This is a genomic window from Halorhodospira halophila SL1 (assembly GCF_000015585.1).
GTDB lineage: Bacteria > Pseudomonadota > Gammaproteobacteria > Nitrococcales > Halorhodospiraceae > Halorhodospira > Halorhodospira halophila.
Genome location: NC_008789.1, coordinates 2,232,854 through 2,250,685, shown reverse-complemented (window position 1 = coordinate 2,250,685; position 17,832 = coordinate 2,232,854). Strand labels below are relative to the sequence as shown.

The 17,832-nt window shown below is 70.7% G+C and carries 19 protein-coding genes; 13 read left to right on the top strand and 6 right to left on the bottom strand.

Annotated features, from left to right (window positions below; all coding sequences use genetic code 11):
* Positions 1-16: 16 nt before the first annotated feature.
* Genes argA through HHAL_RS10325 form a run of 3 tightly spaced genes read right to left on the bottom strand, consistent with a single transcriptional unit; the run spans position 17 to position 3,250 of the window.
* Entirely contained in the window at positions 17-1,351 is a 1,335-nt protein-coding gene (argA, locus tag HHAL_RS10335; RefSeq protein WP_011814832.1) for an amino-acid N-acetyltransferase, read from the bottom strand.
* A gap of 14 nt (positions 1,352-1,365) precedes the next feature.
* On the bottom strand, positions 1,366-2,535 hold the full coding sequence (gene argE / locus HHAL_RS10330) for an acetylornithine deacetylase (RefSeq protein ID WP_011814831.1): 1,170 nt from the start codon (positions 2,533-2,535) through the stop codon (positions 1,366-1,368).
* 4 nt (positions 2,536-2,539) lie between these two features.
* Positions 2,540-3,250 (bottom strand): TIGR04211 family SH3 domain-containing protein, encoded by a 711-nt coding sequence (locus HHAL_RS10325; RefSeq protein WP_011814830.1) that lies wholly within the window; start codon positions 3,248-3,250, stop codon positions 2,540-2,542.
* Positions 3,251-3,369: 119 nt separating this feature from the next.
* Between HHAL_RS10325 and HHAL_RS10320 the strand changes: the two genes are divergently transcribed.
* The 6 genes from HHAL_RS10320 (at position 3,370) to HHAL_RS10295 (ending at position 9,081) form a co-directional block, all read left to right on the top strand.
* Positions 3,370-4,578, top strand: coding sequence for a class I SAM-dependent rRNA methyltransferase (locus HHAL_RS10320; protein WP_011814829.1), 1,209 nt, complete (start codon positions 3,370-3,372; stop codon positions 4,576-4,578).
* Between the two features lie 107 nt (positions 4,579-4,685).
* Entirely contained in the window at positions 4,686-5,537 is an 852-nt protein-coding gene (gene nadC, locus HHAL_RS10315; RefSeq protein ID WP_011814828.1) for a carboxylating nicotinate-nucleotide diphosphorylase, read from the top strand.
* 332 nt (positions 5,538-5,869) lie between these two features.
* The gene (locus HHAL_RS10310; protein ID WP_041595172.1) at positions 5,870-6,412 is read left to right on the top strand and encodes a hypothetical protein; all 543 of its coding nucleotides are present in this window, start codon (positions 5,870-5,872) and stop codon (positions 6,410-6,412) included.
* A 74-nt stretch (positions 6,413-6,486) separates the two neighbouring features.
* Positions 6,487-7,023 (top strand): hypothetical protein, encoded by a 537-nt coding sequence (locus HHAL_RS10305; protein WP_011814826.1) that lies wholly within the window; start codon positions 6,487-6,489, stop codon positions 7,021-7,023.
* A 167-nt stretch (positions 7,024-7,190) separates the two neighbouring features.
* Positions 7,191-7,976 carry a prolipoprotein diacylglyceryl transferase gene (gene lgt, locus HHAL_RS10300; RefSeq protein WP_011814825.1) on the top strand — a complete coding sequence of 262 codons (786 nt, stop codon included), beginning with the start codon at positions 7,191-7,193 and terminating at the stop codon, positions 7,974-7,976.
* Positions 7,977-7,998: 22 nt separating this feature from the next.
* Positions 7,999-9,081, top strand: a complete 1,083-nt coding sequence (locus HHAL_RS10295; protein ID WP_011814824.1) for a porin — start codon at positions 7,999-8,001, stop codon at positions 9,079-9,081.
* Positions 9,082-9,152: 71 nt separating this feature from the next.
* Here HHAL_RS10295 and HHAL_RS10290 read toward each other — a convergent pair whose 3' ends face one another.
* Both HHAL_RS10290 and HHAL_RS10285 read right to left on the bottom strand, forming a co-directional pair.
* Positions 9,153-9,920 (bottom strand): lysophospholipid acyltransferase family protein, encoded by a 768-nt coding sequence (locus HHAL_RS10290; protein WP_011814823.1) that lies wholly within the window; start codon positions 9,918-9,920, stop codon positions 9,153-9,155.
* Positions 9,917-11,338: a DUF1631 family protein gene (locus HHAL_RS10285; protein ID WP_011814822.1), complete on the bottom strand. Its 1,422-nt coding sequence runs from the start codon at positions 11,336-11,338 to the stop codon at positions 9,917-9,919. The genes HHAL_RS10290 and HHAL_RS10285 overlap by 4 nt, the downstream gene beginning before the upstream one ends.
* 165 nt (positions 11,339-11,503) lie before the next feature.
* Between HHAL_RS10285 and HHAL_RS10280 the strand changes: the two genes are divergently transcribed.
* From HHAL_RS10280 to mnhG, 7 genes are read left to right on the top strand one after another with little or no spacing between them, the layout of a single operon-like run.
* Complete coding sequence (locus HHAL_RS10280; protein ID WP_011814821.1) at positions 11,504-13,822, top strand: putative monovalent cation/H+ antiporter subunit A; 2,319 nt, start codon at positions 11,504-11,506, stop codon at positions 13,820-13,822.
* Positions 13,822-14,247 (top strand): Na+/H+ antiporter subunit B, encoded by a 426-nt coding sequence (locus tag HHAL_RS10275; protein ID WP_187147897.1) that lies wholly within the window; start codon positions 13,822-13,824, stop codon positions 14,245-14,247. Before HHAL_RS10280 ends, HHAL_RS10275 begins: the two co-directional genes overlap by 1 nt.
* A 4-nt stretch (positions 14,248-14,251) precedes the next feature.
* A complete protein-coding gene (locus HHAL_RS10270) occupies positions 14,252-14,599 on the top strand; it encodes a Na+/H+ antiporter subunit C (RefSeq protein ID WP_011814819.1) in 348 nt (115 codons plus the stop codon).
* Complete coding sequence (locus HHAL_RS10265) at positions 14,596-16,110, top strand: Na+/H+ antiporter subunit D (RefSeq protein WP_011814818.1); 1,515 nt, start codon at positions 14,596-14,598, stop codon at positions 16,108-16,110. Before HHAL_RS10270 ends, HHAL_RS10265 begins: the two co-directional genes overlap by 4 nt.
* Positions 16,107-16,580, top strand: a complete 474-nt coding sequence (locus HHAL_RS10260; protein ID WP_011814817.1) for a Na+/H+ antiporter subunit E — start codon at positions 16,107-16,109, stop codon at positions 16,578-16,580. The genes HHAL_RS10265 and HHAL_RS10260 overlap by 4 nt, the downstream gene beginning before the upstream one ends.
* Positions 16,580-16,852: an MrpF/PhaF family protein gene (locus HHAL_RS10255; protein ID WP_011814816.1), complete on the top strand. Its 273-nt coding sequence runs from the start codon at positions 16,580-16,582 to the stop codon at positions 16,850-16,852. Before HHAL_RS10260 ends, HHAL_RS10255 begins: the two co-directional genes overlap by 1 nt.
* Positions 16,845-17,231 carry a monovalent cation/H(+) antiporter subunit G gene (gene mnhG / locus HHAL_RS10250; RefSeq protein WP_011814815.1) on the top strand — a complete coding sequence of 129 codons (387 nt, stop codon included), beginning with the start codon at positions 16,845-16,847 and terminating at the stop codon, positions 17,229-17,231. Before HHAL_RS10255 ends, mnhG begins: the two co-directional genes overlap by 8 nt.
* Here the strand turns inward: mnhG and HHAL_RS10245 are convergent.
* Positions 17,228-17,716, bottom strand: a complete 489-nt coding sequence (locus HHAL_RS10245; protein WP_049751651.1) for a DciA family protein — start codon at positions 17,714-17,716, stop codon at positions 17,228-17,230. The genes mnhG and HHAL_RS10245 overlap by 4 nt on opposite strands.
* Positions 17,717-17,832 lie beyond the last annotated feature (116 nt).

Here is a 17,832-nt window from a genome sequence, read left to right as displayed (position 1 = left end):
CCTCGGTGTTGGCGGTTTACGGGATGTCCCGGACCAGGACCTTCGAGCCCCGGGTCTGGTCGTAGAGGGCCCGGCGGGCCGCCGGCAGGGCCTCGGGGCCGGCGGGTTCGAAACCGCGCTCGCGGAACCAGTGCTCGGCCCGGGTGGTGAGCACGAACAGCCGGCGCAGGCCGTGGTTGCGGGCCTGCTGCTCCAGGCGCCGGACCAGCGTATCGGCGCGCCCGGCGCCGCGGTAGTCCGGATCGACCGCCAGGCACGCGATCTCCCCGGCGTCCTCCGCCGGCCAGGGCAGCAGCGCCCCGGTGGCGATCACGGCGCCGTCGCGTTCGGCCACGGTGAAGGTGCCGATCTGCTCCTCAAGCAGCTCCTGGGGGCGGTAGACCAGCGCGCCGCTCTCCTCCAGCGGGCGGATCAGCCCCAGGATCCCCGGGATGTCGTCCACCCCAGCGGTGCGCAGGGACTCGAACGGCTCCGGGGCGATCAGGGTGCCGACGCCGTCGCGGGTGAAGAGCTCCAGGAGCAGGGCGCCGTGCTGATTGCGGTCGAGCAGGTGCACCCGGGCCACGCCGCCCAGGCAGGCCTGGTGGGCGCTGTGCAGCAGGCGCCGGGCGTCGCCGGCCAGGCCGTCGGTGTCCAGCCGGGCCCGCGCCTCGCGCGGGGTGAGTTCGCGCACCGGGGTGCCGTCGGCCTCGTGCAGCGGTGCGTGCCGGGTCAGGTGGATGAGCTTGTCGGCGGCCAGGGCCTCGCCCACGGCCCGCGCCACCGACTCGGCGGAGAGGTTGAACGCCTCGCCGGTGGGCGAGTAGCCCAGCGGCGAGACCAGGGCGATGTCGCCGTCGTCGAGCCGCCGGCGCAGGGCCTCGGCGTCCACCCGCCGGACCTCGCCGGTGTAGAGGTGATCGATGCCGTCGCGGACGCCCACCGGGCGGGCGGTGATGACGTTGCCGGAGGCCACCCGGATGCGCAGTCCGGCCATGGGTGAGGTGGCCAGCCCGGTGGAGAGGCGCGCCTCGAGCCGCGTGCGCACCTCGCCGATGGCGTCGCGCACGCACTCCAGGGCCTCGGCGTCGGTGATGCGCAGCCCGGTGCTGCCCTGGGCGTAGCGGGCTGCCAGGCCGCGGCGCTGCAGGCGCTGCTCCACCTGGGGGCGGGCGCCGGGGACCAGCACCAGGCGCACCCCCAGACTGGCCAGGACGGCCAGGTCGTGGACCAGGCCATCGATCTGCGGCGGCTCGACGGCGGCACCGGGGAAGGCGATCACGAAGGTCCGCCCGCGGTGGGCGTTGATGTACGGTGCCGCGTGGCGGAACCACTCCACGAACTGCTGCGGGTCGAGGTCTGCGAGGCGCATGGGGGCTCCGCGGCCTACAGGCAGAAGCGGTGGATGAAGCGGCGCAGCAGCGCCACCGTGGGCGCCAGGCGCTCGACGTCGATGGACTCGTCGGGCTGGTGGGCCTGCTCGATCTCACCGGGACCGAGGACCACCACGTCCATGCCGAGGCGGGCCAGATAGGGCGCCTCGGTGGCGAAGGCCACGGCGCCGGCGGGGTGGCCGGTGACCGTCTCGGCGTAGCGCACCACCTCGGCGTCCGCCGGGGTGGCCATGGGCGGGTGGGCCGGGAACAGCGGCCGCCGGGTCAGGTGCACGGCGTCGTCGCCCAGGGCCTCCGCCAGGCGCCGGTCCAGCGTCTGCTGCAGCTCGGCGGGGTCCATCCCGGGCAGGGGGCGCAGGTCGATGTGCAGCTCCGCCTCGCCGCAGATGCGGTTGGGGTTGTCGCCGCCGCGGATGTGGCCCAGGTTCAGGGTCGGCTGGGGGACGGCGAAGCGGGCGTCGTGGTGGTTCGCGGCCAGCTCCTCGCGCCAGGCGATCAGGGCGTTGAGCACGCGGGTCATGGCGTCCAGGGCGTTGCGCCCCAGACGCGGATCGCTGGAGTGCCCGGCGCGCCCCTGGATGTGCAGGGCCTCCATCATCATGCCCTTGTGTACATGGACCGGGTGGTTGCGGGTCGGCTCGCCGACCACCGCGTGGCGCGGGCCGAGCCCCTGCGGGTGGGCGTCGAGCAGGGCGCGCACGCCGTCCATGCCGCTCTCCTCATCCGCCGTGAAGAGCAGGGTCAGCGGCGCCTGGAGCCGCGCCGGATCCACCTCGCGGGCGGCCTCCACGGCCACGGCCAGGAACGCCTTCATGTCGGTGACGCCCAGGCCGTAGAGCCGGCCGTCCGCCTCGCGCAGGCGCCACGGGTCGCCGGTCCAGCGCTCCGGGTCGCAGGGGACGGTATCGGTGTGCCCGCACAGGGCCAGGCCGCCGCGGGCCGGGCCGCGGGCGGGCGCCAGGGTGGCGATCAGGTTGGTCTTGTCCGGCCGACCGGGGAGGGGCTGGATGCGGCAGTCGAAGCCCAGCCCCTCGAGCCAGCCGGCGAGCCGTTCGGTGATGCCGCGATTGCCCTGATCGTGATCCGCCTCGACGCTGCTCACCGACGGCTCGGCGACCAGCTCGGCGATCATCTCGCGGAGCGCCGGTGCGGGCAGGGCCACGGCGTCAGAGCCCGCCGCCGCCCCAGCCGTCCCGGCGACGCGGGCGCAGGTGCGGCAGGATCAGGCCGAGGATCAGCCCGCCCACCAGCACGCCGGCCCCGGCCAGGAACCACTCCTGACGGCTGCGCTCAGCCAGGGCGGTGTTCTGCTCCTCGAGCTGCTCGTTGCGCTCGAGCAGCCGCGCCACCCGCTCCTGGAGCTGCTCGTTGGCCTCGACCAGTTCGTAGCCGTCGCTGGCGGCTTCCAGATCGGATTCCAGCTCCTCGATGCGCGCCTCGGCCTCGGCCAGCTCCTCGCTCAGGGCGTCCTTCTCATCCGTTTGCTCGGCCAGTTCCTCTTCGAGCTCGGCGATCCGCTCCCGGGCGGCGTCGCGCTCCTCCTCGACCTGGCCGATGCGCACCCGCGCCGGCGCCTCGGCCATCAGGAAGCGCTCCTGCACCCAGCCCTCGTCGCCCTGGTTGTCGCGCACATAGATCCAGTCCTCCAGGGCCACTTCGCCGTAATCCTCCTCGGCGTCCTCAGGGAGGGGCAGGACCTCCAGCGGTGCTCCGGTGCTCAGGAAGCGCTCGATGGCGTACTGGGAGCCGGGGCCGGTGCGGAAGGAGATGCTGATCTCGTCGCCGACATAGGCCGTCTGTGCCGTGGCGGAGGTCAGCGGCAGGCCGGTGACCAGGACGGCGGAGAGGAAGACGGCAGAGGCGGATTTGATGCGCACGGGTGTCGCTCCAGCTGATCCCAACGATGGCGCTAGTCTAACAAGAAGCGCCCCTGGGGTCGCGATTGCGTGCGGCGCAGTGTCGCCGCAGAATACCGGGCCCTGTCGAGGAGGCCTCCATGCAGCAACGACCCGCACTCCGCCTGAAACCCGGCGAGGAGCGCCGCCTGCGCGCCGGCCACCTGTGGATCTTCAGCAACGAGGTGGATACCGCCCACACCCCGCTGCGGGGGTTCGCGCCCGGCGAGCAGGCCGTGGTGGAGGACGCCCGCGGCAAGGCCCTGGGGTGCGCCTACGTCAACCCCAACTCGCTGATCTGCGCCCGGCTGGTCAGTCGCGACGCCAAGGTGGCCCTGGATCGCTCGACCCTGGTCCACCGCCTGCAGGTGGCCCTGGCCGCACGCCAGCGCCTCTTCGCCGAGCCCTGGTACCGGCTGGTCCACGGCGAGGCCGATGGCCTGCCCGGCCTGGTCATCGACCGTTTTGGGGACTGCTGTGTGGTGCAGCCGAACACCGCCGGGATCGAGCGGTTGCAGGCCGAGGTGCTGGAGGCCCTGGAGAAGGTCGTCGCCCCGGCGTACGTCCTCTGGCGGGCCGACAACGCCGTGCGCGAGCGCGAGGGGCTGGACCTGCGCGTGGAGTGGCTCGGCCAGCCGGGGCCGGAGGAGCTGGAGGTCCGCGAAGGGGGGCTGCACTTCCGGGTCCCGGTGGTCAGCGGGCAGAAGACGGGTTGGTTTTACGATCAGCAGGCCAATCGCCGGCGCCTGGCCGCCTACGCCGGCGACGCCCGGGTGCTGGACGCCTTCTCCTACGCCGGCGGCTTCGCCATCGCCGCCGCGGTGGCCGGCGCCCGCGAGGCGGTGGCCGTGGAGCGCTCCGCCGAGGCGTGTGACCGCATCGCCGCCAATGCCGAGCGCAACGGCGTCGGCGATCGGGTGACGGTGATCGAAGGCGAGGTCAACGACTACCTGGCGGCGGCCCGTCAGGAGGGCGAGCGCTACGACGTGGCGGTGGTGGATCCGCCGGCGTTCATCAAGCGCCGCCGCGACCGCAAGGCCGGTGAGCGCGGCTACCGCACGGTCAACGAGGCGGCCCTGCGCCTGCTCGGCCGCGACGGCGTGCTGCTCAGCTGCTCCTGCTCGGCCCACCTGCCCGAGGAGCGCCTCTCCGGCATCCTGCTGGCGGCCGGGCGGCACCTGGACCGCTCCGTGCGCATCCTCGAGCGCGGCGGTCTGCCGCCGGACCACCCGATCCACCCGGCGATCCCCGAGACCGACTACCTCAAGGCGCTCTTCATCCGTGCGGTGATCGCCACCAGCCTGCCGTGAGGCGCCGGGGCCGCAGGACGCCGCGGGACCGGCAGCGGCCCTTGCGCGCCACCCCCGGAACCCGGAACACTGCGACACGACCCTGAGCCATCGACGCTGCATCGACCATGACCATCTCCTTGCCCCCCCGCGAGACCATCCGTGACGACGTCGCCCGCGCCCTGGCCGAGGACGTGGGTGGCGGCGATCTCACCGCCGGCCTGGTGCCGGCCAGCGGCGTCGCCGAGGGGCAGGTGGTGGCCCGTGAGGCGGCGGTGCTCTGCGGCACCGCCTGGTTCGACGAGGTCTTCCGCCAGCTCGATCGGGGCGTGGGGGTGCGCTGGCTGTGCAGCGACGGCGAGGCGGTGGAGCCGGGGGCTGTGGTCTGCCGGATCCAGGGGCCGAGCCGGGCGGTGCTCACCGGCGAGCGTACGGCGCTGAACTTCCTGCAGTTCCTCTCCGGCACGGCCACCACCGCGCGCCGCTACGCCGACGCCGTGGCGGGGACCGGGGTGCAGCTGCTCGATACCCGCAAGACCGTGCCCGGTCTGCGCGCTGCCCAGAAGTACGCGGTGCGTGCCGGCGGGGGCAGCAACCACCGGTTCGGGCTGTTCGACGCCTACCTGATCAAGGAGAACCACATCGCCGCCTGCGGCGGCCTGACCCCGGCGGTGGAGGTGGCGCGCCTGCGTGCGGCGGGCACGCCGATCACCGTGGAGATCGAGGACCTGGTCCAGCTCGATGAGGCCATCGCCGCCGGGGCCGATGTGGTGATGCTCGACAACTTCGACGCCGACGGCATCCGCCAGGCAGTGGACCGGGCCGCCGGCCGCGTCGCCCTGGAGGTCTCCGGCGGGCTGGATCTGGACGCCGTGCGCGCCCTGGCCGCCACCGGCGTCGACCGCATCTCCGTCGGCGCCCTGACCAAGCACGTCCACGCCCTGGATCTCTCCCTGCGTTTGACGATCCCCAGCGGCTGAGCCTGCCGCATTCGCACTCGGTCGGGGCCGCTGAGCGTGCGGTCTTCTGCCCGTTGAGCTGGTTCCGGTCCCGTTGCTAACTTCTCGTGAACGGTGGTGCGCAGGAGGCGCGCCCGGTTTCCGGGGAGTCGGTGATAAGGAGGTCCCGCGCCGTGTATCCCGGCCTCGAATCCTGCCTGTCCGCGCCGATCCCCGGCGGCTGCCATGCGCTGGCCCGCGTCCGCGCGCCTCTCCACGCCCCCTGTTCCGCGCTGCGGCCCACCCCGGGTTGTGCCCGGGCCGGCGGGCGGTGGCGCTTTCCGGCAACAGCCCCTTTGAGCAAGGAGGTCTCCATGCGCAACGTTTCCCCACGCATCCTCGGCGGCTGTGCGCTGCTCACCGCGGGCGCCCTGGTGGCGAGCCCGGCGGTGGCCGAGCACAGCTTCTTCTTCAACTACAGCCACACGCCGGTCTACACCGCGCTGGACTCCGACGTGGAAGACAGCGACCTCTCCGGCAACGCCTTCGAGTTCGGCACCGGTATCACCGACGAGCTGCGCGCCGGCGTCTACCACGAGCGGCTGGATGGCACCGGTGGTGCCAGCGCCAACATCCAGGGCATCAGCGCCGAGTACGGCATGCTCGAGACCGGCGACTTCATGGGCAGTGTCGGCTTCATGGTGGGCAATGGCCGCTCGGACAACGGCAACAGCCTGGTGGCGGACATCTACGGCCGCGCTGCGCTGCTGGCCAACGACCACGCCAACCTGAACGCCAAGCTGGCCTACCGCACGGTGCCGGACAGCGACTTTGCCCAGGACTTTGACGGCGTCGCCGATGACGCCAGCGACACGCACGGCTTCACGCTGAGTGTCGGCTTCGGCGTCCACTTCTGACTGAGGATCCGATCCGCCAACGGACCCCGCTCCCGCAGGTGGGAGCAGCCCAGCGCAAACAGAGGAGGTTGACCATGCACACGGGTGTCAAGCAGACCCTTGCCGGTGTGGCCCTGATCTCGGCTACGGCCTTCGCCGCCTCGGCCAGCGCCGAGACCTTCTTCTTCAAGTACGGCCACACACCGGTCTACACCGCCTTCGACTCCGATGCCGAGGACAGCGACATCTCCGCCAACGGCTTCGACTTCGGCGTCCACCTCAACGACGAGTTCCGCATGGGCGTTTACTACGAGCGGCTGGATGGTGAAGGTGACGCAAACGCCGATATTCGCGGGCTGACCGCCGAGTACGATCTGGTGGGCGGCGTCGGCTTTGCCACCAGCGTCGGCATGATGTTCGGCCAGGCCGCCGCTGATGCCACGGCCACCGACGTCTACGGCCGCTTCGCCCTGGACACCGGCGACACCTCGGAGATGTTTGCCAAGGTCGCCTACCGGGGGACCAACGCCGGCGGCTGGGACGATTTCGGCGAAGATGGCGCCGCTGCCGACGATCTGCCCGACGACCTGGACGGCCTCTACCTGAATGTCGGCTTCGGCTTCGGCTTCTGAGCCGTCCGCGGTGGCTCCTTCGTCCCGGCGCTGATTACAGCGCGCTGACCCCGGTGCCCGCGGCCCCGGGCCGCCGGGCACGGGGGTCCTTTCTGTCCCGCGCCGACCGCAGTGGGCCGCCGCCGGCGCGCTTGCCTTTCAGGGGCGGTCTCCACTAGCCTCCGCCCATGCTCGTCTATCCCGATATTGACCCCGTCGCCCTCCAGCTCGGGCCGGTGGCCATTCACTGGTACGGCCTGATGTACGTCGTCGGCTTCCTCGCCGCCTGGGGGCTGGGCCGCTGGCGGGCGCGCCGGTCGGACAGTCCGGTGACCGGGCAGCAGGTGGACGACCTGGTCTTCTTCGGCGCCCTGGGGGTGATCGTCGGCGCCAAGCTCGGCTACCACCTCTTCTACAACCTCGACGGCCTGGCGGCGGATCCGCTGTCCCTGCTGCGCCTGTGGGAGGGGGGCATGTCCTTCCACGGCGGGCTGCTGGGTGTCACCGCCGCCCTGGGCGTCTACGCCTGGCGCTACCGCATCCCGCTGCTGCGCCTGAGCGACTTCGCCGCCCCCCTGGTGCCCATCGGCCTGGGGGCCGGGCGGCTGGGCAACTTCATCAACGGCGAGCTGTGGGGCCGGCCCGCCGATGTGCCGTGGGCCATGGTCTACCCGCCCCTGGGCGACGAGCCGCGCCACCCCTCGCAGCTCTACCAGATGGGGCTGGAGGGCATCGCCCTGTTCATCCTGCTGTGGTGGTTCTCGGCGAAGCCGCGCGCCCGTGGCGCCGTCACCGGCCTGTTCCTCGCCGCCTACGGCGTCTTCCGCGCCTTCGTGGAGTTCTTCCGTATGCCGGACGCCCACATCGGTTACCTGGCCTTCGGCTGGCTGACCCTGGGGCAGGTGCTCACCCTGCCGATGATCCTCGCTGGCGTGGGGCTGATGGTCTGGGCCTGGCGGCGGCGGGATGCCTGACCCTGGTGAGAGAGAGGTCCCCATGAGGCAATCCTGGAGGCGCCTGGCTCCGTTGGCCGTGACCCTGTGCGCCGTCGCGGCCCCGGCGGCCGCCGAGATCGATTGGGACGTCTACGGCCGCGTCGACGTCAGCGCCGAGTACTACGCCGGCGGCAGTTACTCCGCCGGCGACCTGGCCAGCAACTCCTCGCGCCTGGGGCTCCGCGTGGCCCACACTCTGGACACCGGGCTGACGGTCTACGGCCGTGTCGAGCGCGCCCTGGACTACAACCGCGGCGACGGGGCGGATCTGGGCGCGCGGGACGCCTACCTAGGGCTGACCGACGACTGGGGGGTGCTGCGCCTGGGCTACATGGATACGCCGATGAAGGAGATCCGCAGCCGCGTGGACCTCTTCGGCAGCCAGCTGGGCAACGCCCGCAACGTCGTGCGCGCCGGCCACTCGCCGCACTTCGATCAGCGCTTCCCCAATGCGATCCGCTACAGCTCGCCGGAGCAGTCCGGCTGGGGCGTCGACCTCCAGGGCAGCTTCGATTGGGAAGATCGTGACGAGAGCGATGATCCCTACCCGGCGGACGGCAACGACCGCACGGCGATCAGCACCGCCCTGCGCTACACCGGCGAACGCTTCTGGGCGGCGCTGGGCTACGAGCGGGTGGCGGGTCGCGACGAGGCGCCGAGCAGCGCCGACGCCTACCGTCTGGGGCTGGAGTGGCGGGCCACCGACGCCCTGCGCCTGACCGCCCTGGTGCAGGCGACCGGCGACGCCTACGAACTCGACGACGACACCTACAGCGACACACTCGCCTACGGCGCCGGGCTCCTCTACGCCCTGGAAGACGACCTGGATCTGCGCCTGCAGTACTACACCCTGGATGTGGACGCCTCCGGTCACGGGGCCAGCCTGGTCTCCGTCGGTCCGGTCTTCCACGCCAGTGAGCGACTGCGCCTCTACGCCACCGCCACCTACCTGGGCAATGACGACGCCTCGGACCTGGTCCCCTGGGAGGTGGGGCGGACCGCCGGACCCAGCGCCGAGGAGGCCGGGATCGGCACCGGCCGATCGGCCTGGGCGGTGGGTTCCGGTATCCGTTTCGACTTCTAGGCCCTGCCGCGGGGCGATCACCCCGCCCGGGCAGAAAGGAGCGCGCCCGGGCGAAGACCTCGATCGGCGGGCTAGCCGCTGTCCCCATTGGTGGGCGCGCGCCCGAGCAGCGGCAGCCCTGCCGTGGAGGCGATCTGCCGGCGCGCCTCATCGGCCAGCTGCCGGCGGCTCCGGTCTCCGGCCGGGATCGGATCCAGGAAGTGGATGTGCACCTCCACCCCGTGTCCCGCCGCCCACCAGGCGCTGTCCATCAGGCGCCGCTCGGGGACCAGCTCCCCCAAGTCGTCGCCCCGGTGGCGGGGGCGGTAGCCGATGGCCACCGGCTGCACGGCGGCGTCGGCCTCGTGGGCGGCGCTGAACAGGCGCGGACGGAACGGCTGCACGCCGAACTCGGTGCTGATCCGCCCCTCCGGGAAGAAGACCACGGCGTCGCCCCGGCGCAGGCGCTCGGCCATCTGCCGGGCGGCCCGCTGCGCTGCTCCGCTGTGGCCCCGGCCGATGAAGAGGGTGCCCAGGTTGCGGGCCACGCGGCCGACGATCGGCCAGTCGCGCAGCTCCGCCTTGCTCAGGAAGGTGTCCGGCACTACGGCGAAGAGGGCGACGATGTCCAGCCAGGAGAGGTGGTTGGCCACCAGCAGGGCGCCGCGTTGCGGATCACCGCGGCGGTGGAGGCGGACGCCCATCAGCGCCATGAGGATGCGGTTCCACAGGGCCGCCGCGCGGCGGCCGAGCCGCTGCGACAGCATGCTGGCCAGGATCACCCAGACCCCGCCGAGGAGCAGGTGGAGCAGGGCGGCGGCGAGGATCAGGGCCGCACGTGCGCTGCGGGCTGCGGTCATTCGCCGTGCCCCGCGCGCCGTTCGACCAGCCGGCGGATGACCCGGGAGAGCCCGTCGTTGAGCAGCTCGTGGTCGTCGAGCAGCTTGGCCTGACCGTTGGCCACGGCGGCGGCCAGCTCCTCGGTGCTGCGCTCGAGCACCTTGAAGCCGGCCCGGTTGGCGAAGATCAGCCGGCCATCCGGGGCGTGTCCGGCCAGCCGGGCGCGCAGGCGTTCGCCCTGCGCGCCCAGGATCTCCATCCAGGTTCCCTCGGGCAGGGCGGCCACCCGACGTACATCGCCCTCCCGGTGGGTGGCCGCGGCGCTGTCGTCGTTGGCGCTGAACCGGGCCAGGTTCGGGTCGTTGCGGGTCAGGCAGCGCAGGTACTCGGCCTCCAGGGCGCGCAGTAGCTTGCTGACCTCGAAGGGGTCGTGGAGGACCTGGCGCAAGCCGTCGGCCACCTCGTGAAGGAGCAGCGGGATCTCCAGCACCAGCCGCCGCCGGGAGGTCTCGTCGGGCGGGGTGTCGACGCTCCAGACCAGGCGCTCCATGACGGCGCAGTGGCGGACCCAGTTCTCGGAGTCGGGGCCGTCGCCCAGGTGGACGAGCAGCAGCAGGCGGGCCCAGGCGTCGCGGATCAGCTGCTCGATGAGCCCCGGTGGTCGGCGCCCCTCCAGGCAGCGCTCGATCTCCTCGCCCACCCGCTGGCGCGCCGCCTCGACCCGGTCGCGGCTGCGCACGGCCCGGGCGGCGTGGCGGGCCTCCTCCTCGAAGGTGGTGCTCGCCGGCGCCCCGGGGGCTGCCGCAGGGCCTTCCCCGGTGAGCTGGGTCACCGCCTCGCGGTGGAGGTCGGGCAGGACGCGCCCCACGGCGCGGCCCAGGGCGTCGAGCACCAGCTCCCGGGCTGGCTCGGAGAGGGGCGGACGCTGCTGGACGCGCAGGAGCAGGTCGGCCATCGGTGCCGGGGCCAGGGGGTTGAGCGGCTCGCCCACGCGCACCCGGGGGATGGCCGCGTCGAGGGCACGGGTGGCCGGCTCGGTGGTCGTGCGGGTGCGGCTGCGCAGGTGGGCCAGGGTGCGCGCCGCCGGGGTGCCGTCGGCGGGCAGCGGCGGCGGATCGACGGATGCGGGGTCGATCAGGCCGGCGAAGCGGTACTCCAGTCCGGCGCGCAGCACTTCCTCCATGTCGTGGCGGTGCAGGCGAACCATCTGCATGTCGCGCCGGTAGGTGTCGGCCTCGTCGTCACCGCGGTTGGCCCGTTGGTGCAGCTGCTCCTGGGCTTCCTCGAGCCCCTGGCGCAGGGTGCCCACCAGGCGGCCCTCGATGTGCCGGCGCAACCGCTCGACACGGCCGGGTATGGCCCGGCCCTGACCGCGCTCGGTGCGGGCCAGATAGACCACGTTGTCCGGGGCGTGCTCGCTCATATCGGCTTCGCTCATGGCCGAGAAGATACCGGTTACCGGGCCGCGGGAGAAGGTGGTTCAGGGACTTAGCGCCCTCCTGGCTTTCTTGTTTTGCGCTGCGCCAACTTGTCAGCCCCCGGATCATCCGGTATCTTCCACTGCCGTTGTCTGCCGACGAGACCGTCAGGAGATCGGCCTCGCATGCTTGCCGCAGTACTTTCCGGATTCCTACTCGCCGTCCTCGTCCCGTGGCTGCAGCCCGTCCTGGGCCGCCGCGCCGGCTGGGCCTTCGCTGCGCTTCCCGCGGTGCTCACCCTCTATTTTGCCACCTTCCTGCCGCAGATTGTCGGCGGCGAGACGGTGTGGATGGAGTACACCTGGGTCCCCGGGCTCGACGTCAATCTGTCCTTCTACGTGGACGGGCTGTCGTTGCTCTTCGCCCTGCTGATCTCGGGGATCGGCACCTTCGTCCTGCTCTACGCCAGCGACTACCTGGACGGCGACGATCGCCAGCCGCGCTTTTATGTCCACATCCTCGCCTTCATGGCGTCGATGCTCGGCCTGGTGCTCTCGGACAACCTCATCACCCTGTTCATCTTCTGGGAGCTGACCAGCATCACCTCGTACATGCTGATCGGCTACGACAACGAGGATGCCAAGGCCCGGCGCTACGCGCTGCAGGGGCTGCTGGTGACCGTGGGCGGCGGGCTGGCGCTGCTGGCCGGCTTCATCATGCTGGGGATCGTCGGCGACACCTACACGATCTCCGAGCTGCTGGAGCAGGGTGACGTCATCCGCGAGCACGAGTGGTACGTGCCGCTGACGCTGCTCATCCTCCTCGGCGCCTTCACCAAGTCGGCCCAGGTGCCGTTCCACTTCTGGCTGCCGCGGGCCATGGCGGCGCCGACGCCGGTCTCCGCCTACCTGCACTCGGCCACCATGGTGAAGGCCGGCGTCTTCCTGCTGGCCAAGCTGCACCCGGCGCTGGGCGATACCGCGCTGTGGATGACCCTGCTACCGCTGGTCGGCGCCATCACCATGTTCACCGGCGCCTACTTCGCCGTGCGCAGCACCGGCATCAAGGGGGTGCTGGCCAACTCCACGGTGATGGCCCTGGGCACGCTGACGATGCTGGCCGGGATCGGCACCGAGGGGGCGATGATCGCCTTCGGCGCCTTCCTGCTCGCTCACTCCCTCTACAAGGGGGCGCTGTTCCTGGTTGCCGGCGCCCTAGATCACGAGACCGGCACCAAGGAGATCCTGCAGATGGGCGGTCTGCGCCACGCCATGCCCAAGACCGCGGTGCTGGCCGCGGTCTCGGCGCTGTCGCTGGCCGGTATCCCGCCGCTGTTCGGCTTCCTGGGCAAGGAGCTGATGCTCGAGTCGGTGCTCGAGGCGCCCTACCTGTCGGCGGTGCTGGCCCTGCTGGCCCTGGGTACGGCGGTACTGGTGGTCATTGTCGCCGGTATCGTCGCCATCCGGCCGTTCTTCGGCGAGCGCACCGAGACCCCGAAGGAGCCCCACGAGGCTCCGCCGGGGATGCTCGCCGGCCCGGCGGTCCTTGGCACCCTGAGCGTGCTCTTTGGCCTGTTTCCGTTCCTGCCCGAGGGGCTGATCGGGGCGGTGGCCTCGTCGCTGGCCGGTGAGCCGGTGTCGGTGAGCCTGTCCCTGTGGCACGGGATCAACCTGCCGCTGATCATGTCGCTGTTCGCCATCGCCGCCGGTGCCTTCCTGTATACCCGCTGGGACCAGGTGCGCGAGGCCATGGGCCGCTACGACTGGCTCTACGAGCGCGGCCCCGAGGCCGGTTACTTCCGCGTTATGGATGCGCTGGTGTGGAGCGCCGACTGGCAGACCCGAGTGCTGCAGAACGGTTACCTCAGGCACTACATCACCACCACGGTGCTGACCACCGTGCTGCTGGTTGGCTACACCCTGGCCACCCGCTACGACGGCGGCTTCAGCTTCGGCCTGGAGGTCTACTTCTACGAGTGGATCATCGCCGGCGTGCTGATCGCCTCGGTGCTCTTCGCCTGCGTGACCCAGTCGCGCCTCGGGGCGGTGGCCTCGCTGGGTGTGATGGGTTTCACCGTCGCGCTGATCTTCATTCTGTTCAGCGCCCCGGATCTGGGCATTACGCAGATCCTGGTGGAGACCCTGACGGTGATCCTGCTGGTCCTGGTGCTCTTCCGGCTGCCCGGCTTCATGGACTTCTCGACGCCGCAACAGCGGGTACGGGATGGCGTGGTGGCAGGAGTGATGGGCGTGCTGGTGACCTCGCTGCTGCTGGTCACCATCGACGTGCAGTTTGCCGAACCGATTTCCGCCTACCACCTGGATGAGAGTGTGCCGCTGGCCCACGGCCGCAACGTGGTCAACGTCATCCTGGTGGACTACCGGGCCCTCGATACCCTGGGCGAGATCTTCGTGGTCGCCCTGGCCGCCATCGGCGTTTACGCCATGGTCAAGTACCGGGTGACCGGTGAGCGCGGCGCCGCCGAGAAGGAGGACACGCAATGATCCAGCCCGGATCCCTCATCCTCTCGACCATGGCGCGGGTGCTGCTGCCGCTGCAGCTGCTGTTCTCCATCTTCATGCTGCTGCGTGGCCACGACCTGCCCGGCGGCGGCTTCATCGCCGGGTTGGTGGCTTCTTCGGCGTTCATCCTCTATCTGTTCGCCTTCGGTGTACCGGCCACGCAGCAGGTCCTGCGGGTGGATGCCCGGACCATCGCCGGCGTCGGCCTGGTCATCGGCACCCTGGCCGCCGTACCGCCGATCTTCATCGGCGAGCCCTTCTTCAAGGCCCTGTGGTGGTATCCGCAGATCCCGCTGATCGGTGAGGTGAGCATCAACACGCCGCTGATCTTCGACGTCGGGGTCTACCTCACCGTGCTCGGCTCGGTGCTGGCCATCGTGGTGAGCCTGGCGGAGGCGGAGGAGTAAGGCTATGGAACCGTTAATGGCCGTCCTGGTGGGCATCATGTTCGCCGCCGCCATCTACATGATGCTGCGCCGTTCCATCGTCAAGCTGGTGATCGGCCTGATCCTGCTCTCCAACGCGGCGAACCTGCTCTTCTTCACCGCCGCGGGGATGACGCGGGGGGCGCCGCCGCTGATCCCCGAGGGCGCCGACGGGCCGGTGGGCACAGTGGGTGATCCGCTGCCCATGGCCCTCATCCTCACCGCCATCGTGATCGCCTTCGGCGTACTGGCCTTTGCGCTGGTCCTGATCAACAAGGCGTATCAGGTGGTGCAGGCCGATGACCTGGATCAGATGAAGGATACGGACACGTGAGTCTGCAAGTCGCCATACCGGTACTGCTGCCCCTGCTGCTGGGCGCCGTCTCGCTGGCGGCCCACCGCCACCTGACCGTGCAGCGTTGGCTCGGGGTGCTCGGCACCGGCGCGCTGCTGGTCAGCACCCTGTGGCTGCTGCACACGGTCTGGCACGAGGGTGTGGTGGTGATGCACATGGGCGACTGGAAGGCGCCCTTCGGCATCACCCTAGTCGCCGATCTGCTCGGCGCCATCATGGCGGTGCTCACCGGCATCATGGGTTTCGCCACCGCCGTCTATTCGACGGCCACCACGCCGCGCGGGCACGAGCACTACGGCCACTGGCCGTTGCTGCACCTGCTGCTGGCCGGTGTCGCCGGCGCCTTCCTGACCGGCGACGTCTTCAACCTCTACGTCTGGTTCGAGGTGATGCTGGTCGCCTCGTTCGCCCTGCTGATCCTCGGCGGCGAGCGGGCGCAGATGGAGGGGGCGATCAAGTACGTCACCCTCAACCTGCTCTCCTCGATGATCTTCCTCTCGGCGGTGGGCATCACCTACGGCCTGGTCGGTACGCTGAACATGGCCGACATGGCGGTGAAGCTCGCCGAGGTGGATCAGCCCGGCCTGGTGACGGTGCTGGCGGCCATGTACATGGTCTCGTTCGGCATCAAGGCCGGCGCCTTCCCGCTCTTCTTCTGGCTGCCGGCGAGTTACCACACCCCGCCGATCGCCATCTCGGCGCTGTTCGCCGGTCTGCTGACCAAGGTGGGTGTCTACGCCCTGTACCGGGTGTTCACGCTGATCTTCACCCAGGACGTGGCGTTCACCCACGAGATCCTGCTCTGGGCGGCCGGCTTCACCATGATCACCGGCGTGCTGGGTGCGGCGTACCACTACGAGATCCGCCGCATCCTGTCGTTCCACATCATCAGCCAGATCGGCTACATGATCATGGGCCTGGCGCTGTTCACGCCCCTGGCCCTGGTCGGTGGTGTCTTCTACATCGCCCACCACATCATCGTGAAGACCAACCTGTTCCTGGTCGCCGGCGTGGCCTACCGCATGCTGGGCAGCTACGAGCTACGCGATCTGGGCGGGCTGTACAAGCACCGGCCGTTCCTGGCCCTGCTCTTCGCCGTGCCGGCGCTCTCCCTGGCCGGTCTGCCGCCGCTGTCCGGGTTCATCGCCAAGCTGATCGTCATCTGGGCCGCCGTCGAGCAGGCCTCCTGGGGGATCACCTTCGTGGCCCTGCTCACGGGTCTGCTGACGCTCTACTCGATGACCAAGATCTGGCAGGAGGCGTTCTGGCACGGGGTGCCGGAGCATGTGCAGGATACTTCGGTCCTGACCGGCGAGAAGCGCGACCCGGGGCTGTGGGCCATGTACCTGCCCATCGCCGGGCTGGCTGTGCTGACCCTGTTCATCGGTCTCTACGCCCAGCCGCTCTACGAGCTGGCCGAGGCCTCCGCCGAGCAGCTGCTTGACCCGCAGGTCTACATCGACGCCGTGCTGGAGGAGGGTGCGCCGTGATCCCATTCGCCTGGAACGTCGTCCTGGCCATGGTCTGGGTGGTGCTGACCGCCAACTTCAGTGCGGTCAACGCCCTGTTCGGCTTCCTGCTCGGCTATGGCGCGATCGCCGTCATGCAGAACCAGCTGCCGGCGCTCGCCGGCTACGGCCAGCGAGTGCCGCGGTTCATCCGCTTCGTCTTCTTCTACATCTGGGAGCTGGTCAAGGCGAATGCCCGGGTGGCCTACGATGTCGTCACCCCGGAGTGGGGCATGCGCCCGGGCGTGATCGGCGTGCCGCTCGACGCCCGTACCGATGGCGAGATCACCGTCGTCGCCAACCTGATCAGTCTGACCCCGGGGACGCTGTCGCTGGATGTCTCCACCGACCGCCGGGTGCTCTACATCCACGCCATGTACATCGACAGCGAGGAGGCACTGCTGGATGAGGTCAAGGAGCTGGAGCGCCGGGTGCTGGAGGTGATGCGCTGATGCTGGGGATTGCCGTAACCCTCGTCTTTGCCATGCTCTCGGCGTCGCTGGTGCTGGCCTTCGTGCGCCTGGCCAAGGGTCCGATGCTGCCCAATCGGGTGGTGGCCCTGGAGCTGATCGCCTCGATCCTGGTCGGGTTCATCGGTGCCTACGCGATCCACACCGGGGTCGATGATTTCATCGACGTGGCGATCGTCCTGGCGCTGCTCGCCTTCATGGCCGCCGTGGGGTTCGCCCGCTATCTGGAGAAAGGGGGGCCGCGGGATGACTGATTTCCTGCAGGAGCTGATCGCCTCGGTCCTGCTGCTGCTCGGCGGCGGGTTGATGCTCATCGCCGCGGTGGGGCTCTACCGTCTGCCGGATCTGCTCACCCGGATGCACGCCACCACCAAGGCGGGTGCCCTGGGCGCGGCGCTGATCATCGCCGGGGTGGCCGTCCACTTCGCCGACGCCTCGGTGACCGCGCGGGCCGTGGCGATCATTGTCTTCATCGTGCTCACCGCTCCGGTGGCCGCCCACGTGATCGGCCGGGCCGGGTACTTCGTCGGCGTGCCGCTGTGGGACGGGACCATCAAGGACGAGCTGCGCCACCACTACGACCCTGAGACCCACGTCCTGCGCAGCGGCCTTGAGGATCGCGACGAGCGCTAATCCTCGCTGCGCCGGCGCGAGGCGAGCCGCTCCAGCGCCTCGCGCAGCGCCGGATCGGTGCTGGTGGCTGCCGCCCGGCGCAGAGTCTCCGACGCCTGGTCGCTGAGCGGGCCGGGGCCCTGGAGTTTGCGCGGCGCCGATGAGGCCGGGGTGACGCGGACGGTCACCCGGCGGGGCCGCTGCCCCGAGATCGCCTCCGCGGCATCCTGGAGCTGGCGCGATAGGTAGCGGAGCCGCGTCCCCCAGCCGCTGCCATCGGCGATCACCACCATCTCTTCCTCGTCCAGGCGGGCCAGTCGCCAGTGGCCGCGTGTCTCCGCCGGCAGGTTGCGCTGTAGCCGCCGGCTGAGCCGCTCCAGGCCGCGGGCGTGGTCGATAACCGCGCGCAGCGGACCGGGGCGCTGCGCCAGGCGCGGGGCGATCCGGTGCAGTTTGCCTTCGCGGCGCGGCGGCCGGGCCGGGTTGAAGCGTTTCGGGTCGGTCATGCGGGTCAGTCTCCGGCCCCGTGGGTACGGATGCAAGGGGCCGCTGGACACCCCCGAGGCCCGATCGGCGCCCGACGCCTTACCCTCCAGCGCCGATTATCTGTATCCTGTTGGAC

What these genes read in the sequence shown, in the direction of transcription:
- HHAL_RS10270 (WP_011814819.1), top strand. Translation starts at nt 14,252, where the DNA reads ATGGAACCGTTAATGGCCGTCCTGGTGGGCATCATGTTCGCCGCCGCC.
- HHAL_RS10290 (WP_011814823.1), bottom strand. Translation starts at nt 9,920, where the DNA reads ATGACCGCAGCCCGCAGCGCACGTGCGGCCCTGATCCTCGCCGCCGCC.
- HHAL_RS10310 (WP_041595172.1), top strand. Translation starts at nt 5,870, where the DNA reads ATGCGCAACGTTTCCCCACGCATCCTCGGCGGCTGTGCGCTGCTCACC.
- lgt (WP_011814825.1), top strand. Translation starts at nt 7,191, where the DNA reads ATGCTCGTCTATCCCGATATTGACCCCGTCGCCCTCCAGCTCGGGCCG.
- HHAL_RS10295 (WP_011814824.1), top strand. Translation starts at nt 7,999, where the DNA reads ATGAGGCAATCCTGGAGGCGCCTGGCTCCGTTGGCCGTGACCCTGTGC.
- HHAL_RS10305 (WP_011814826.1), top strand. Translation starts at nt 6,487, where the DNA reads ATGCACACGGGTGTCAAGCAGACCCTTGCCGGTGTGGCCCTGATCTCG.
- HHAL_RS10255 (WP_011814816.1), top strand. Translation starts at nt 16,580, where the DNA reads ATGCTGGGGATTGCCGTAACCCTCGTCTTTGCCATGCTCTCGGCGTCG.
- nadC (WP_011814828.1), top strand. Translation starts at nt 4,686, where the DNA reads ATGACCATCTCCTTGCCCCCCCGCGAGACCATCCGTGACGACGTCGCC.
- HHAL_RS10245 (WP_049751651.1), bottom strand. Translation starts at nt 17,716, where the DNA reads ATGACCGACCCGAAACGCTTCAACCCGGCCCGGCCGCCGCGCCGCGAA.
- HHAL_RS10285 (WP_011814822.1), bottom strand. Translation starts at nt 11,338, where the DNA reads ATGAGCGAAGCCGATATGAGCGAGCACGCCCCGGACAACGTGGTCTAT.
- mnhG (WP_011814815.1), top strand. Translation starts at nt 16,845, where the DNA reads ATGACTGATTTCCTGCAGGAGCTGATCGCCTCGGTCCTGCTGCTGCTC.
- HHAL_RS10320 (WP_011814829.1), top strand. Translation starts at nt 3,370, where the DNA reads ATGCAGCAACGACCCGCACTCCGCCTGAAACCCGGCGAGGAGCGCCGC.
- argA (WP_011814832.1), bottom strand. Translation starts at nt 1,351, where the DNA reads ATGCGCCTCGCAGACCTCGACCCGCAGCAGTTCGTGGAGTGGTTCCGC.
- HHAL_RS10280 (WP_011814821.1), top strand. Translation starts at nt 11,504, where the DNA reads ATGCTTGCCGCAGTACTTTCCGGATTCCTACTCGCCGTCCTCGTCCCG.